Genomic DNA, 17243 nt, shown 5'->3' with positions numbered 1-17243 from the left:
GCTCGGACGTTCAACTCCAAGATTCACAGCAAAGATAAGTGTCTCCCAAAACGATCCAAGATCACCAGATATTCGGTTCGAGATCGCGGCCGCATTGGTCGTCAGGTTCCTATAAGAAGCAGTGATAGACATTAACTGCGGCTCTCTGGCTGTTGCAGCCACCAACTCCAGAAGATTTGATAGAAATGAGACGCGCGATCCCCTGGCGCCTGACGGGAGCTAATGAGCGATTGAATGGCAGCCCCGTTTCGCACTACATCGCCCACGATTAAAAAGTTGCTCTCTTCGCGAATACCATTATCCTTGAGCAATGTGAACACTTGCCCCTCAACCAAACAAATACGCAACAGCAGCTCGGTCTCATTACAGGACAAAAACAGCGTGTAAATCCGTCCATTCATAGTAAAATTCACCGCTGATGACAAATCATCAGGCTGATGACCCATGTCGTAAGCGACCAATTTGGGAATGATGCCGGGATGGGCCTTCATCCATCTGATCAAAGCGTGAATATCCAAGGTGGCCTTGCCGCCTCCTTTGCCGGATGGCAAAGATATCGTGGCTCCGCCATTGCCATTTCCGAGTCCAGCGCCCCGACTGGTGCGATTCGTACCTCGGCCCGATAGCGCCAAACCAGTTCCGCCTGAGCCGGCTCCAGTGCCAAGGCCACTGACACCACCAATCCCGATCTTCGGTCCATCCGAGCCGCCTGGGGTTGATCGTCTCCCCGCTGCAAATGAGGCATTTCGGTTGTCCAATACCCCGCTCAGATCGAAATCATCCAACGTCCGGCCGGCTCGATTGACTTCAGTGGAAACACCGGCCACCAGAGGATTGGATCGGTTGGAACTCCCTTTTTTTGCAGCGTTGGTCTCGCTGGTCAATAGCTTTTTCAAATCAAAACCTTGAGCCACCGCTGCTGCTGCCACTATCGGCTGCTGGGGCTCTGGCGAAGCCTGAATATCTGGTTTCGGTTGCGGTACAATCGGCTGCGTTGTGACATCCAGCTTCAGTTGCTTTGGGATTTCTCGTTCTGGTTTTGGCCGAAACTCCAATCTCACCAGCTCCTTCAGTTCCATTTTCGGCTCATTGGAGACCGGCGAATTGATCATACTCGTCAATGCTATAATCTGCGCAATAATGAACATCAGCAACAGAATCACCAGGGTGATTCCACCTGATAAAGTTCTCAGGTCTTCACCGTTCTTCAGATAATTAATAATAGTTTTCATAATCCAGATTCTTTTCAATTTGATGTCGTTGACAAATATCCAACACATTCACCAGGTTCTGCATAATCACCGATCGCCGCGGTTGAATAGTGACCACCAGTTTCATGTTTCGTCCTTTATAGTAAAGATTCTTGTCGGCCAGAAAGCTCTCTAGCTCATTTAAGCTATTGCAACTCCAGCGACGACCGTTGTCTTCAAAATTGTACCTGCTGTTATCCACAACCAATTTCGCCTCATGTGGCAGATGGAGCTTGGTTTCGCTTTCGCCAGCAGATGGCAGATCAATATATTCGGTCCGTATCCGACTGATAGCAATAAACCCCATCAAAATAATTAGCGCCACGTCGATCAATCGGATCATTAAATTCGAATTCATCTCCCATGCTCCTATTCCGTCTTCATTTTGATCACATCCAGCCCCTTTGGAATTCCCAGTTCGCGACACAATCGAGCCACGGCTAGGCTGTGCTCCACCGATGAATCCCATGCTGCGCGAATTCGAACTCCCACCGGCACTCCTCGCGCTGCTGCCTCGGTCATCTTCTGCGCTAGATAGCCTCGTACCTCTCGGATATTCCGCAATACCAAATTGCCCGCCTCGACCGGATAGCTACCATCCGAACTGACACCAATGATCACTTCGATCGGGGCATCAGGCCCGCTTTGATCCGCTTCGGAACTCTTGGCCGGATCGATCGCAGCACTTATGCCGATCTGCGAGATTGCAATAAAACCGAACAACAAAATAAATACCACATCGATCAGCCGAATCATTAAATTGTATTTCCCCACTGTTTACCGCTCCTTATTGTTTTGTCTCGTCAATTCATTGCTGGTCCGATCAGGGAGAGCCTCCCGATAGCGGCGCTCTTTGCTATCGGGAGGCTTCTGCCCATGCTGGAATCCAGACGAAAGGGAAACCGAATTGCAATTTTTCATTTTGTGAAAACTGGATTCCCCGTGCCAGATCGGTTCTGACGTCAGCTATTTCAGATAGACAACCCGCTTTGCCTCGCTGGAGTTATTAATAGTGATTCGATACAGATAAACGCCGCTGCCGACTGGCTGATTCAATTCATCATGGCCATTCCAATGGACGGTGTGGTTGCCAGCGGTTTGGCGTTCGGACAATAAGGTTCGAATCTTTTGGCCTTGCAAATTATAAATCGCAATCGAAACATCAGCGGGCCTCGCCAGCGAGTACTGAATTGCGGTTTGGCCATTAAACGGATTGGGGTAAGCATTTCCCAATTCATAGCCAACAGGGGCTCTGAGTGCTGAGGTTTCTTCTGCAATTCGAGTTGTACCAGCCGTAACAGCCACAGGGCCGTAGGTCGCGGTCGCCTCACCATCAATAGTTACATCCGAGATTTTGTAATAATAGGTCTGGCCTGGCTCGACATCTGGGTCAAAGAAAGAGTAATTATTAAAGCCATTTTGATTGTTCGCCGCCGGGATGACGTCTGGATTGATGAGCGTAAAGTTGCCCATCTGCGATAAGCTGCGGAACACATCGAATCCCAGATTCTCGGTGCCAGCGAAAGTAGACCAATTTAGCCAGACCCCATTGGTATCGCTCTGGAAATTAAACGAATTGAACTGCAATTGTCGATTGCCGCGCTGCCCGCTGTAGCAGAACCCGAAATCGACGTCCAAGATCGCATTGCCATCGACAACTTGAATGGGACCGGCCGGGTCATTATTTGTAGTCAGTTCAACACCGCTCTCATTCATCCGCGGATGGAAGATGTCCACAAAATAGGTCCCAAACTTCAAATTTTGGAAAATATAGAAGCCCAGCCGATTGGTCCGGACACTATCGACAAAGGTATCGCTATTGGGATCGAAGGTGTTGTCGCCATTATCTTGGTAAAGTGAGACCAACACTGCGGGAATTCCGGCTTCCATCTGATCGCGAACCTTGTTCTTATTCTTATCGTGGAACACCCGATCCCCGATGACGCCGATCCCAGTCTCCTCCAGTGGCAGCTTGAACGCCACCATGTTCCAAACTCCGCTCATCGGCTGCTTGTTGGAATTATCAGTCTGCGATTCCAACTGGAACGCCGCCCAGTCCTGCTCCGAGCCAACGGGGATCATAAATTCTACCATGGACCAAGCGCGACGTACGCCCAAGCCGTCCTGAATGGGATCGGTATCGACGCTGGGATTGGAGTTCGATGAATTGTTGTAATCCACCGCACCAGTTTGATCGATGATCCCAGATTGAGGCGGATTGCCGTGGCCCACCTGATACCAAATCGCCGACGCGGTATTCTGCTGATCCATGCCAGCAAAAATCTTCACCGAACCGTATCGCTCAAAACGATTCCCGCTGAATGGAAATACCACCGTACTGGTCGCAGGATATCCTTGACCAGCGGCAAAAAAGTCCAGCCCATCCGCGATCCAGATCTCGGATTCAGGATAGTTCGGCAAGCTGTAAATCGCAACCAAGCCACCACCGTATAATCGGCCACTGGTGGGCTGAGCTGGCAACTGTTTGCTCTGCACATGATAGCGCTTCTCGCCGATCGTTACCACATCGCTCACATCCGCGCGGTAGGTGAACCGCTGCTTATCGCCCTCTTGCGAATAACCAATGCACTTAGCCGCTTTGGTCTTGGTATCTTGGCCATTGCTGACGGTCACCAGTATATCGCCCAGTTGATCTGGAGTAAGGTTCGAGTAGCCACTCATATACACATATGCAGCGATGATCTGGGCATTTTCCGGAATTTTCATCAAAGTAGTGGCATCGCCCCGCAAGCCAAAGGAACCAAGGCTCACAACCCCAACATCATACTTGCCGCGATACATTGGCAATGTAACGGCCAACTTTTCATTTCCATCAGCGAAGGCGGCTGAGAAACATAACACAACGATAAGTAATCCCCATAAAATCCCCCGTCCGTTACCAGCTTTCCGACCCACTGGTACTGCCTTTGTCCGTCTTGACATAAGCACTCTCCTTGATTCATTAGTTCAACATTTAGTGATTTAATAATTGATCAACTGTTACCCACCGCCAACCTATGGAAATAAGGTCCTCATTTTTTAAACCCATCGGATTTCATGATCTGACCAATCCATCGCGCAACAATTAAAGATGTCGACGCCTGTATTCGTTTCGTATGAAAGACTACAATACAAGGCATCAATTGCGTCACTTATTCCCATCGCTCATCGAATGAGCTGAATGAAGCCTCGGTGGATCACTGCGTCCCGATCGAACACCAGATACAGATAGGTTCCTGGCAGCATAAGCTGCCCAGACTCATCGCGACCGTTCCAGGCGCGCTCGCCATTGGTTAGTTGTCTTATCAACCGGCCGCTGCGATCCAAAATGGTGATGGTCCACTGATCTGGAACACTTTCTCCTGGTTTGAATTCGGTATAATCATTAAAACCATCATCGTTAGGCGTAAACGGATTGGGAACCACTTCAAAGCTGGGATGATCAACTTTAACTGTGTCAACTGGATCGAATCGGCCTTCATAGGGGGCGCGATAGCTGGCTGTATCAGCACTGGTATTGCCACGCACGATCACATCGATCTGCACATGCCGCAACGTCCCGTCTTTTGCGGGATTGTGCGTCGTATAGGTGATACGATACTGGCTATGCAGCATTTTGTGGATCGCTCGATAGATCGCCTCCAGATCATCTGAGGTGGGACTGTAGAAATACATTCCACCGGTCCTCGAAGCCAGCTCTTTAAGCACATTTTCCTCAGGGCTATTTTGATTCAATCCCAGACCGATCGTAAAAGTCTGCACTTCATTGGCGATCAGTGTCGTTAGGGCTTGTTGAAAAGTGTGATAGCTATCTTTGTCCGCTCCATCGGTCAACAAAATGATCGCCCGATTCTTGAGGCTGGGATTCATCAAATAGACCGCATGGATCAGGGCATCGAAGATCGCTGTACCGCCGAGCGACTCAATTTTGGAAATGGCAGCCTTGAGCGAATCGATATTTTTGGTGAATGGACAGTCGGTTCGTGGCTCGTGGTTAAAGCTTACCACCGCTGACCGATCCTCCCGCTGCATCAGCCCCACAAAGATCGACGCGGCGTTCTTCGCATCCTCAATCGGCTTTCCCCTCATACTGCCGCTTCGATCGATCACCAACGCTACGCTGATGTCCATTTGCCCACCAGAGAGCTGTTCCACCTCAATCGGAAGCTCTCGCACTCCATCTTCATGAACGATGAAATTGTTCTCATCCAACTTGCCCACCACAAAACCGAATTGATTCATGATGGAAACAATGGAAACGATGCGCGGGAATCCCCGAGCGTCAATCGTGTTGTAATTCAGCTTCATGCTGTCTTGAGCGGCCTCCCCCAGTGACTTGGGATTTGCCCAAATGACCGAGCATGTGAAAAATAGCAGCAATCTAATCATCAAGCTTAAAGCTCTTGCGGTCACTTCCGCCCTTACCGTCGTACGGCCAGATCGTCTCGTTTCAATAATCATCTTAATTCCCCGCTTGCATCAATTTCTTTTTTCTAAAATTCAATTTGTTCTCTCAAAATTGGTTTACCCAAATTTGAACTCCACTTTTCTATCGAATCAATTGAATGAATCCGCGGTGGATCAATTGATCTTTATTGGAAACCAGGAACAAATAAGTTCCGGGCAGCATCATTGCACCAGACTTATCCCGACCGTCCCAGACATTCTGTCCTGGCAGAAGCTGCCGAACCAATCGACCACTTCGATCCATAATAGTGATGCTCCATTCCATCGGCGGCTCATCGCCGTTTTTGAACTCCACATAATCGTTATAACCGTCATCATTGGGAGTGAATGGATTGGGTTTTACCTCAAAGACCGGATCTGGCGGCCGAACCACCACCGTATCGATTGGGTCCACGGGATCGTCAATGGGATCGACTGGATCTGGTTCATAGGGGGCCAAATAACGCGCCGTATCGGCACTGGTGTTGGTATTGACCATAACCGTGATCTTCACATGTCGCCATGTGCCATCCTTGGCCGGATTGTGCGTGGTATAAGACACCTGATACCGATGATGCAACAATTTTGAAATAGCTTGATAAATCGCCTCCAAATCGCTCGAGGTGGGGCTACGAAAGTACAGACCGCCCGTATTTGTTGCCAGATGTTTTAACACGTTCTCGGCATCGCTATTCGGCTGCAGGCCCAAGCCAATGCAAAACACCCGGATCTCATTGTTCAAACAAGCGTTCAGCGCTTCTTGATACGAATGAACACTGGAATTATCCCCTCCATCTGTTAAGAGGATGATCGCCCGGTTCTTCAAATCATCGGTAATTAATTCCACGGAATGGATCACAGCATCATAAACCGCGGTCCAATTGAACGGAACAAGGCTTGAAATGGCCGCCTTAAGTGAGTCCTTATTGCTGGTAAAACCGACCTCGGTCCAGGCTGTCTTGGAAAAGCTCACCACGGCCGATCGATCGTTCCCCTGCATCAGATCAACAAATTTGATGGCCGCCGCTTTGGCATCGGCCAGCGGCTTGCCAGTCATGCTGCTGCTCCGGTCAATGGTCAACACCACATTGATCCCATCCTTGGCATACGGCAATTCGATCACCTCGATGGGAAGCTCTCGGACACCATCCTCATGCACGATGAAATTATTTTCATCGAGCTTGCCGATGACCAGACCGGCGTTGTTCAACACGGAAACCAGGGAAACAATCCGCGGAAAATTACCAGCGTTAATTTGATCATAAACCAGTCTAATACTATCTTGGCTACTCGCTCCAGAATGGCTGGCTGCGCAGTCCGAAACAGACCCCGAAGTGAGGCTGCAAAGCAGCGCCAAGACCGCCATGAAAATGGTGAATCGAATACGACCCGATAGCCAGGGTCCAACTCGCCAGCTATAACTCCTTCCCCCCGTCGCACGTTTGACTCCCCCGGCTGCGATATTTTTTTTATCCCGATCCATATCGACCACCCGATTTTTCTGCTCATCTCAACCTTAGATTCTTGGTGGATTATAATTGAATATTCTGTCATGTCCTGTTAACCCCCGTTTCGGAACACACATTCCGCATTGAAATTGCATACTTAATTTGAGGAGTTCTAGCACGTTTTTGCCATCGGAACCCCCCATCATTTTGATTCTAGCATCAGATCCTCCTTTTTCACTCATTCATTAATAGCTGAAATCGATTGCCGGCCTAACCTGGGCTGGCCTTTTTGGCGGTGCATCTGGCTCTGGGACACGATAACCGACCGGCTCTTCTCTCACCGGCGCTGGCGTCCCATTGCCATTGGACTTCTTTTCCAAATAAAGCAGAGCTTGCCGCAGTTCTTCGGCCTTGTTCATCAGCAAATTGATCTGCCGATTGAACATGGTATAACAATAGGTACCGCTGAAATTGAGCAGCAGACTGATAATCAATCCAGTTAACGTCGTCACCAATGCGATGCTCATGCCTCGCAAAATCGATGGCCCATCGAAATTGGCCGTGTAAAAAGTGACAAAGATGCCCCAGACCGTGCCCAGCAGACCGAGCGCCCCAGCGGCTTCTGATAGGAAGCCATTCACTCGGCTGAACCGCTCGAACGTCTCCCGCTCCGCGGACAAAAAATGATTGATGTCATCATTAATTGGCTGCGCCTGATTGGTCTTATCAAATGTGGCGATGATCTGATAGAACAATCGTGCCGCCCGGCTGGAGCTGCCAGTCCGACTGGAACGCACCATCTGCACCAGATTGCGGATCCCATTGGCCTGAATTTTCCCATGTAACAGCGCCTGCGACCGCGTCCGATCGCGATACTCAAACAACACCCGATGAACATTGAGCATGATACCCGCTCCAGTAATTAGCACAAATGGCCATAAAAACCAGTCGTTCATTTGGATGATATCCCAAGCTGTCAGCCGCTCCAATCTCGATCCCGATTGGGCCATTTGACCTGCCGAAGCCAGGGCCGGTGTCTGGCTCGGAGGAACTGCCCAAACATCCAACCAAAGCATCCCTGTTGCGATGAATATCACCCCCGCGATGACGGCCTTTCGCCAATCCTTTACCCCTATTGCTATTTCTTTTTTATGAATCACAGCTATTCTCCTCTATTCATTTTCCATTGATTCTCATTTTCAGAGCTTCGTTCGATCTTACGGATTCAATTTCGACGCATGGACTGATTTCTCTGGGCTGAAGCGGAGGTACACGGTACGGCTGGTCCGTGATACATGAATTGGTATCGATTGAGCCAGCCGCTCCTGCCCTGTCAAAGATTTCACGACCAGATGGCAGCTATATTGCCCGGGAGAGACCAGAACGCCCCATTCATCCTTCCAATCCCATTCGATCATCTCTGGCAATCGTTCGATCCCCTTAATCGTCCGCACCACCTCCTGCTTGTGATTCTTGATGAACAAGCTCCATTCTTTTACTTTTTTGATTTTGCCGGGCAATTCTAAATTGATCACCAATTTCTCATCGGAGCATTTCGCCTTTTTGCGCGTCTGCGTCATTTGCCCTGGTTCAAATCCATCTAATTTCAGTTTTCCTGATGAATTCACCCGGGCGATTCCCACCGCCTCTGCCTTGCAAATGCCGGTTTGCACAAGATATTGTTTCAGAGAACGGGCATCTCCCAGTGACTGATCATCGGTTTGCAAGATCAAGCTCACCTCAGGATGCTCCTGAAGTTTCTGTTTGATTTCTTGCCCCAGTCGAGCATAGCGCTGTTTCCGAATTGCATCGGTTTCATAGCGGCTCAAAGGCCCAGTGGGGATGACCAGCATGTTTTGACCAGAACCGTTCACATCCAAGAACTCGGGCACTAAGCCGCTGATAGAGCTGATCTGCCAGGAGGTTAACCCTGGGGACATGCTGCGCACGACGGTCTCTTCGTGGATGCGCATGGAATCGGTCGAAAGCCGCATTGTCGGTTGACCGATGTCTGGCCCTCGATCCAAGATCCGAGTAAACACAATCTCATGCGATCCCAGCGACACACTGCTGAGCTCATCGGTCGGAAGGTCTACTCCATAGTGCAAGCTATTGTCGCGCGACAATTGGAACTGAGCCTCCACTTTAAACGGCATGGTGCTTTCGAAGGAGAGTCGGACCTGCCCAAACCGTTCCTGCCGCGCAGCGATCGCAACCCCATAGCGCACATAGGTGCCATCATGATGCAACAGCAGGCTCGGTATAAATCGCCCCACCTGATAACCCACCGCGGTACTGATCTCCATGGGCAATGGCGCACTGGTCTGACGACCCACATCAGGCCGATTCAAATGATCGAGACCGATTCCCATTGTCCAGTTTCCCGGGTTATAGAACAGCCCGAAACCAAGGTTCAAGCTGGTTTTCCCGAGACCGCCTGCCAAGAGTGGATCATTCAGGTCCACCAAATGAAAATCTTCTCTGGCAAATCCATAATGCCCCACGCCTATCTTCATTCCCAAAGAGAGATTGCTGAGAATGCGTCGACTTACCATTAGAGAAGCGGTTAATTCAGAATAGATCCCCGCCGAAAAATACCGCAAGTCGCAGCCAGTCCCTAGATCCAACGGCAGATAGAACGGAAAACTGGCATTGATCCGGCTTTCTCGCATGGCAAGGCTTTGTCCCGGCAGAAAACCGAGATGAAAAACCTTCAGCCCAACGGCCACTCGAGTAAATTGAGCGGAAATCACCGCAGGATTGATCTCCGATACCCAAGGATGAATGACCTCCGCTGGATGATAAATATTGAACCCTTGTGCCAGGCTGACCTCAACCCCCTGGACTCCCAGCCCAATGAAATAATAGAAGAGCAGGAGATAAAATACTGGTCGTTTGAAAAAAATGTTTTTCATGGTTCATTCTCTCGGATTACGGTCGTGGCGAATTTGTTGCCCCCTTTGCGTTTCTTTCGCCACGCCAAGGTTCTTTCTTTCGGCCCTGCTTTCCCCCGTGACCATGCCCCTTCCATGGTGCTACGTTAATGAAGCCGCTGGTCAAAACCTCAGAGGGCCACAATTCAGCTTATTTTTTAAACTAATCGTTTTGTAACTCAGTCATTCGCGCGATCGAAAGTTGGCTTTTTATCTCGATCCGCTGCTAATCAATTCTTTGCAAGATCAATACCACATCGCCATCAGCGACTCTCAGATCAAGATTATGATGAATTGATAACTTTTTGAGTCCTCATTAAGCCATAAAAATCCCATTAATTAGCAACGCCGCTACCGAAAGAAAATAATACCAAGTTCTGCAAGCGATAACATGGAAATACCGTGGTAAATTGCCTATCAGGTCACAAATTTGAAAGTAGAATTACAAAATCGGGTAATTGGAAAAGGGGGTAATTGGAAATGGCTCAATCGATCGTTCTTAGCACAACAACCAATGCTTCATAAAATGAATTCATCGCAGCGAATCCCACTAACTTTTCAGGTGAGCAGGAGAGAAAAGGTTGTCATTTTGAAGAACTGTCCGCCAATGGCATGACGAATCGTCCTTTCGGGTACTTCATTCTGATATTGATACGACCGGATTATTGGGAGTAGATCATTTTATAGTTTGGAATTTCAGGCGACAGTAGCGCCACTCCAAGTCCGCGGGGTTGAAAGCCTTAGGTTCAATTTGCGTGCTATATTAATCGGCCATCAAAAATAAAGAGAGCAATGGACCTTATCTTATAGCACAATGCTCTATTAGTTTTTCTAATAGAGGTCTGAAAAACTCAAACACATCAAAATTACCTGTCATGCCTGCGAAACCAGGCATCTTTTGACCTGGTATCTATCAAAATTAAAAAACTCCAGCGTTCCCATTACTGACATAAAGATTTTCGATATTTTTTTCACAAGTTGAAGTCTCAATTTTAAAATAAAAAACGGCAGGAAAGCTCTTCGCCGTTCCTGCCGCAAAATTAATCAGCTTCGAATCATCTCGCTGGCAATCATACTGCCATAGATCGTCTTGAAAAAATCGCCAGCTAAACAATCATCCCGCTTACAAAAATCCATCCCAGAAATTATCATGGTGCTCCGAAGCGATCATTGTTTGAGCCATTGATCCAACCAGCCAATGACCGTTTCGTGCCACAAAATCGAATTGTGCGGCTTTAATACCCAATGGTTTTCATCCGGGAAATACAGAAACTTGCTGGGAATTCCCAATCGCTGGGCTGCAGTGAATGTTGAGATACCCTGGGTTTCCACGACGCGAAAATCCAGCGCGCCATGGATCACCAAAATCGGCGTCCTCCAATTCTTGACAAAATTGATGGGATTATGCTTTTCATATCCTTCGGGATTGGTCCAGGGCGTGCCCTCATGATCCCATTCTGGGAACCAAAGCTCCTCAGTATCGAAATAGGCCATCCGTTCATCCAGGTTGCCGTCGTGGCTCACCAGACATTTAAACGCCTCGTTCCAGTTGCCGGCGATCCAGTTGATCATATAACCGCCGAACGACGCGCCCAGAGCGCCGACTCGATCGCCATCCATCCAGGGATAGCGTGCCAGGGCTGCGGCCAGACCTTTTTGCAAATCTACCAGCGGCTTGCCCCCCCAGTCGCCACGGATCGCATCAGTGAACGCCTGACCATAGCCTGTGGAACCGTGAAAATCCACCATTACCGCGGCATAGCCGGCACCAGCATACGCCTGGGGATTCCAGCGATAATGAAAATGATTGCCGAACGATCCTTGAGGGCCACCATGGATCAAAAACGCCACCGGATACTTCTTCGAGGGATCGAGATCGACTGGCTTCACTACGTAGCAATAGACCGTCTCATCGTTCCAACCTTTGAAAGTGAATTGCTCGAAATCACCCATGCGCGCTTTGGCCAGTTTCTCGGCGTTGATGCGAGTAATCGGCTTCGCATCGCTGCCATCGGGATTGACCGACCAAAGCTCCACTGGGGATTTCAGATGGTCAAGCGCATAGACGATCCGCTTCCCTGCCGCGCTGGGCGAGCCAACCGTGCCATCTCTCACCACGGTCCTCACCGCTCCAGTTTTGACATCGATGGCAAACAGCGAGGTCTGTCCTAAATTATCCGCTGTGGCGAAGATGGTCTTGCCGTCGCTGGACCAACAGATCGATGATGGCGAACGATCCCAGCTTTCGGTGAGTACCCTTGTAGAGCCGTCTGACCAATTGTACAGCACAATGCGAAAGCGATCGGCTTCATAACCGGGACGGGACATGGCCAGATAGGCCATGGTTTTGCCATCGGGCGAAAAGACTGGCTGCGTATCCCAGGCCAGATTGGCCTCGGTCAAACATTTCGGCGGCTGCGATCCATCCAGCGGCGCATAATACAGATCGAAGTCGGTGGACCAGGCCTCTTCCCTGCCCACATCTTTGGCCGCAAATACGATCCCCTTGCCATCGGGCGTGAACGCCATTTCTTCGATACCGCCGAACGGCTTGGACGGTGCATCCGCGTCCATCTGGGCCATCACATCGACTGGCTCGCCGCCGCTGATGGGCATCACAAACCAATGCGAGCGCCGACCATCCTTCCAGGTGTCCCAGTGCCGAACGAACAGCCGATCGTAAATACGGCCGCTGGCCTTGCGATTTTCCATTTCATCCAATCGCGCTTTGGTTTGCGAAGGAGATAGCCCCACGAACACCTCCATGGTGAATGCCAGGTGCTTGCTGTATGGCGAGACCTTCAGATTGCTCACATCCAGCGGCAAATCCGTGAACTGCCGCGCTTCCCCCCCATCAATACCGATCCCCCATACTTGGGATGAACCGGAGCGGGTCGACAGAAACCAGATATATTTCCCGCAGGAAGACCATTGCGGATTGAAATCCCCAGCCGCATGCGAGGTCAATTGTTTCAAATTTTTGCCCTCAACATCGACCAGCCAAACATCCGTGCGTCCCCGATTGGCATCCAGATCGGTCTTGCGCAGCGTGAACGCGATCCATTTGCCATCGGGCGACACTTGGGGCTCTGAAATCCGATCCATCGCCAGCATGTCGTGTACCGAAAATGGATGCGTTTCCGAAGCAAACGAACAAGTCAGAGTTGTTGTGACAAATATTCCAACGAGTACAGAAAAGAAAAACCGACGCATGGAAAACTCCTTAAAATTTTGGTTTATATTTTTGACTAAAAGCCTTATGGCTTAACTCCAGTGAAACTGCTTCAAATTTTAGTTTATATTTCTGTCTAAAAGCCTTACGGCTTAACTTCAGTGAAGCTCCTTCAAATTTTGGTTCATAGTTCTTCCTAAAAGCCTTACGGCTTAACTCCAATGCTTAACTCCAGTGCATCATCCTTCGCTCCATCAATCCGCTACCTGCATCTCTTGTAGCAGGTGCTCAGCTCCCGCTACCTTCTCCGTCACCCAGAGCACGTAGCGGATGTCCACCGCAATGGAACGGCTGTACGCTTCGCTCCAGGCATAGTCATTGATGGTCGCTTCGAACGCTCGATCGAAATTGAGGCCTACCAGTTCACCCCGAGCATTTAAAACTGGACTGCCAGAATTCCCGCCGGTCGTGTCCATGTTGTACAAAATGGCCACAGGAACGCTGTTCAATTTCGGATGCGCAAAGCGGCCGAAATCTTGTGCATTGATCAAATGGATCAATTTTTGCGGCGCATCGAACGGCTCCTCGCCAGTGGCCTTCTCCAGAATACCAGTCGCCGTGGTGATCGGGGCGGCATAGATGGCATCGCGCGGGGAATAGCCCCGAATGTAACCATACGTGAGCCGCAAGGTGCCATTGGCATCCGGGACGAAATCTTTGGCCAGAAAATCCTTCTTCACATCGATCAGTTGGGCGTACAGCTTGTCGATAGCGCCCTGGCGGCTGCGGTTCTGCTCCTCCCGCTGTTTATATGTAGGATACAGGTCCATCGCCAACTTGATAAACGGATCATCTATCTTTTTAATCTCATCCGGCGACCGTTTGAAACAATCCGCCAGCGCTTTCTCATCGGTCATCACCGTTTGCAGGTAGGCTTTATCCAAAAAACGATCGATCGCTTGCTCGGGATTCTTGGTGCCGAACAATTTCTTGATCGCTGGGATCTGTTGCGCTGCTGGCAATTGGGCCGCCCGCAGCAGCATCGCTTTGAAAATCGCCCGGTCGCTGGGCTCATAATATTCTCTGAGGTTCAAAAACAGCCGCTCTTTGGTGCGATCAAAATTGCGATCCATATAGGAGCTGGCTCGCTCCAGGTCCTTCTTTTGGCGCTCGATGGACGCCTCGTAAACCGTGTAAGCATTGTTCAATGCTGTCGAGCTTCGCAGCAGATAGGTCAATACCAGATCTCGCTCAGCCTGACTTCGCATCTGCTGATAGATGGCTTCGATCTCGTTCAGCAGATTCCCATATTTTGCCCTTCGCGTCGAATCGGCCTCGATGAATTGCTGCAGTTCCCGCTCCTCGGCGCGCTTTTTCTCCACCAGATTCAGCCGCCTCATGCCAAGCAACTTGCCGCGATAATTCTTCTCAACATTGGCCAGCGATTTGATGCGGCCATCGTGCTTCAATGCAATCGCCCGATCGCCGCGACTGAGCTGTTGCATCAGCTCGATCTGCCATTGATACCATTGCACCACGTAGGGCATGCGGACTTCCTGCTCATAGGCCAGATAAAACGAAGTCTGATGCCGATAGGTTCGGCCCGGATAACCCAGGATGAACACGAAATCGCCTTCATCAACGCCCTGGGGCGCGATCTTTAAATAATTTTTGGGACGATAGGGTACATTGTCTGGCGAATAATCTGCAGGCGTGCCATCTGGCGCCACGTAAGCCCGCATGAATGAGAAATCGCCGGTGTGACGCGGCCAGGTCCAATTATCCTCCTCGCCTCCGAAATTGCCGATGCCGCGTGGCGGGGCATAGACCAACCGAATATCTCTCAAATAGGTGTAAATGAACAGCACATAGGTCTTGCCGATGAACATCTCAGCGACTTCGGCCCGTTTGCCAGGATTGGACTCTTCCGCTTCGATGACAATTTCCTTGATCTTCTTATCTATGGCTTTGCTGCGCTCAGCCAGCTCCATCTGGTCGGTGACCGCGCTCAGCACCTCGTCCGATACGTCCTGATACGATTCGGTGATGCGCACGGTGAAGCCTTTAGCTGGATATTCCTCTGCTTTATTTTTCGCCAGAAAGCCATTTTTGAGATAATCGTGTTCCGGGGTGCTGGCCGCCTGCACCGCGCCAAATGCAATATGGTGATTGGTCAGAATCAGGCCGTCGGGAGAGACGAACGAGCCAGTGCCGCCATCCACCTTGCAGATGGCATCCACCAGACTGATGCCATCGGGATTGAAAATGTCCAGCGGCTCGAGTTGCAATCCTTTGGCTTTCAAATCCAATTTCTGGATGTCGCTGATGGGGTACATGCCTTCGTCGGCATGGACTGGAATGATGAAAATGAGAAAAAGCAACAGAATGAAAGGGAAAAATTTGTTCATTAGCAACTCCTCTTTTCTGACCAATGTAACCGTTACCCGCCAATGGGCCATTGGCGTCAACTTAAGCATGGCTCAACGATTTTCAACTCCGTTAGGAGCAGAATGTTTATAGAAAAATGTTTGATTAAGCTTCTCAACTCCGTAGGAGTGGCATGTTTGAACGGGATTTTTGCAACAAATCTACACAATCTTATCATTATCTGGATCACATTTCACCCCTAAAGGGGTTCAGAATGGGTTGTGTATTTGCTATCAAGTGCCTGAACGAAAACTCGCCTCTCAGTCATTTCGATCCGCCAGTTGGCCATAAGCGTCAACCTAAGCGAATGAATGGGGAAACGATGTCATTCTGAGGAGCGAAGCGACGAAGAATCCTTTCGCGAAACGCACATATTTTCGATAAATCAAGGCATTCTTCGCTCCCTGCGGTCGCTCAGAATGACATTTCCCTCTTAGGTCGACGCCAATTGCCAGTTGGCGGAGAGAAATCTGAAAATGAAATGATCTCAATGCAACCAGATTCCTCACTTCGTTCGGAATGACATGGATGCTAAAAATTTAATAGTTTTCGTTCCAGCACTATCTATAAATATTTCACCTCTTCGGGGTTGTTAGGTTGGCGCCAAAGGCTAATTGTTGGATGACGGTCACGTATCAAAACAAAACCTGTAATTTATGAGAGCGTTGATTCCAGAAGATAGTTGACTTCATCATTAAAACTGCGTTTATGCTTCTCAGCCAGGCTGGAGATTCGTTGGTACAGTTCTGGTTTCAGATTCAATATAACCTGATTGGCGTTTTTCTTGACCTGTTCCAGCGTTAATGCCGCTTCGTATCCAAAAAATTTTTCACCACAATGATTACAAATATCGACTTCAATATTGGGTATGACCACTGTATTACCAGTACCATCAACGATTTCGTGATCTATAATTTTGGTAATCATTTTTCCCTGTCCACAAAAAGGACATTTGTATGTCTTCTGTTGCTTCATATTCAATGAACCTCATGAAAGGTAATGATAAAATATTCGATATCGTCACGACGAATTATCTTGCCACAGGAATAAATTAATTCCCCCGCTTTAGACGGGCCGATAATGATATATTTATAATGGGTCAATCCTGTTTCATCTCGCTCTTTTTTTATGAGTCTCCCATAAAGTATGGAATTTTTCAAATCTTCCAGATCATATCGTCCGGTATAGAGCTGATTAAACGCTTTGGTAGAAAATCCAAATTTATTCTTAGCCACAAGTTTGATAATGATAAGCGGTACTTCCAATGTTATTTGCTCGCTTAATTAAAACGTAATAGTTATAGCCAACTATCATATTTAAAGCACCCCTCAGTATTACTGCATCTGAAGCTCAGCTTTTATAAATATACAAAAAAAGTAAAGAATGTCAAGCAAAAGTTAATCAGGCAAACATACTCTATATTTGTATCACATTTTACCCCTAACGGCGTTCAGAATGGGTTGTGTATTTGCTATCAAGTGCCTGAACGAAAACTCACCTCTCAGTCATTTCGATCCGCCAGTTGGCCATAAGCGTCAACCTAAGCGAATGAATGGGGAAACGATGT

Annotated in this window: 12 protein-coding genes; all 12 read right to left on the bottom strand. The window is 49.0% G+C overall.

The features are described from left to right. Positions 1–131 precede the first annotated feature (131 nt). The 12 genes from ONB37_11900 to ONB37_11845 all read right to left on the bottom strand — a co-directional run bounded on the left by ONB37_11900 (position 132) and on the right by ONB37_11845 (position 16941). A complete protein-coding gene (locus ONB37_11900; GenBank protein MDZ7400861.1) occupies positions 132–1232 on the bottom strand; it encodes a hypothetical protein in 1101 nt (366 codons plus the stop codon). Then, positions 1216–1608: a biopolymer transporter ExbD gene (locus ONB37_11895; protein ID MDZ7400860.1), complete on the bottom strand. Its 393-nt coding sequence runs from the start codon at positions 1606–1608 to the stop codon at positions 1216–1218. The genes ONB37_11900 and ONB37_11895 overlap by 17 nt, the downstream gene beginning before the upstream one ends. Positions 1609–1619: 11 nt before the next feature. Continuing rightward, positions 1620–2024 carry a biopolymer transporter ExbD gene (locus tag ONB37_11890; GenBank protein MDZ7400859.1) on the bottom strand — a complete coding sequence of 135 codons (405 nt, stop codon included), beginning with the start codon at positions 2022–2024 and terminating at the stop codon, positions 1620–1622. Positions 2025–2216: 192 nt separating this feature from the next. Further along, positions 2217–4193: a DUF3344 domain-containing protein gene (locus ONB37_11885; protein ID MDZ7400858.1), complete on the bottom strand. Its 1977-nt coding sequence runs from the start codon at positions 4191–4193 to the stop codon at positions 2217–2219. A 222-nt stretch (positions 4194–4415) separates the two neighbouring features. After that, positions 4416–5711 carry a VWA domain-containing protein gene (locus ONB37_11880; protein ID MDZ7400857.1) on the bottom strand — a complete coding sequence of 432 codons (1296 nt, stop codon included), beginning with the start codon at positions 5709–5711 and terminating at the stop codon, positions 4416–4418. 88 nt (positions 5712–5799) lie between these two features. Next, positions 5800–7179 (bottom strand): VWA domain-containing protein, encoded by a 1380-nt coding sequence (locus tag ONB37_11875; protein MDZ7400856.1) that lies wholly within the window; start codon positions 7177–7179, stop codon positions 5800–5802. A gap of 210 nt (positions 7180–7389) precedes the next feature. Beyond that, positions 7390–8304: a MotA/TolQ/ExbB proton channel family protein gene (locus ONB37_11870; protein MDZ7400855.1), complete on the bottom strand. Its 915-nt coding sequence runs from the start codon at positions 8302–8304 to the stop codon at positions 7390–7392. A 57-nt stretch (positions 8305–8361) separates the two neighbouring features. Continuing rightward, positions 8362–10059: a type IX secretion system membrane protein PorP/SprF gene (locus tag ONB37_11865; GenBank protein ID MDZ7400854.1), complete on the bottom strand. Its 1698-nt coding sequence runs from the start codon at positions 10057–10059 to the stop codon at positions 8362–8364. A 1185-nt stretch (positions 10060–11244) separates the two neighbouring features. Further along, complete coding sequence (locus tag ONB37_11860; GenBank protein MDZ7400853.1) at positions 11245–13290, bottom strand: S9 family peptidase; 2046 nt, start codon at positions 13288–13290, stop codon at positions 11245–11247. 213 nt (positions 13291–13503) lie between these two features. Continuing rightward, a complete protein-coding gene (locus ONB37_11855) occupies positions 13504–15657 on the bottom strand; it encodes a S46 family peptidase (protein ID MDZ7400852.1) in 2154 nt (717 codons plus the stop codon). Positions 15658–16330: 673 nt separating this feature from the next. Then, complete coding sequence (locus tag ONB37_11850; GenBank protein MDZ7400851.1) at positions 16331–16651, bottom strand: type II toxin-antitoxin system MqsA family antitoxin; 321 nt, start codon at positions 16649–16651, stop codon at positions 16331–16333. Positions 16652–16653: 2 nt separating this feature from the next. Next, a complete protein-coding gene (locus ONB37_11845; protein ID MDZ7400850.1) occupies positions 16654–16941 on the bottom strand; it encodes a hypothetical protein in 288 nt (95 codons plus the stop codon). Between the last annotated feature and the right edge of the window lie 302 nt (positions 16942–17243).

The organism is candidate division KSB1 bacterium (genome assembly GCA_034506395.1).
Lineage (GTDB): Bacteria > Zhuqueibacterota > Zhuqueibacteria > Thermofontimicrobiales > Thermofontimicrobiaceae > Thermofontimicrobium.
This window is presented reverse-complemented; position numbering and strand designations above follow the sequence as displayed.

What these genes read in the sequence shown, in the direction of transcription:
- ONB37_11900 (MDZ7400861.1), bottom strand. Translation starts at nt 1,232, where the DNA reads ATGAAAACTATTATTAATTATCTGAAGAACGGTGAAGACCTGAGAACT.
- ONB37_11895 (MDZ7400860.1), bottom strand. Translation starts at nt 1,608, where the DNA reads ATGAATTCGAATTTAATGATCCGATTGATCGACGTGGCGCTAATTATT.
- ONB37_11885 (MDZ7400858.1), bottom strand. Translation starts at nt 4,193, where the DNA reads ATGTCAAGACGGACAAAGGCAGTACCAGTGGGTCGGAAAGCTGGTAAC.
- ONB37_11880 (MDZ7400857.1), bottom strand. Translation starts at nt 5,711, where the DNA reads ATGATTATTGAAACGAGACGATCTGGCCGTACGACGGTAAGGGCGGAA.
- ONB37_11875 (MDZ7400856.1), bottom strand. Translation starts at nt 7,179, where the DNA reads ATGGATCGGGATAAAAAAAATATCGCAGCCGGGGGAGTCAAACGTGCG.
- ONB37_11865 (MDZ7400854.1), bottom strand. Translation starts at nt 10,059, where the DNA reads ATGAAAAACATTTTTTTCAAACGACCAGTATTTTATCTCCTGCTCTTC.
- ONB37_11860 (MDZ7400853.1), bottom strand. Translation starts at nt 13,290, where the DNA reads ATGCGTCGGTTTTTCTTTTCTGTACTCGTTGGAATATTTGTCACAACA.
- ONB37_11855 (MDZ7400852.1), bottom strand. Translation starts at nt 15,657, where the DNA reads ATGAACAAATTTTTCCCTTTCATTCTGTTGCTTTTTCTCATTTTCATC.
- ONB37_11850 (MDZ7400851.1), bottom strand. Translation starts at nt 16,651, where the DNA reads ATGAAGCAACAGAAGACATACAAATGTCCTTTTTGTGGACAGGGAAAA.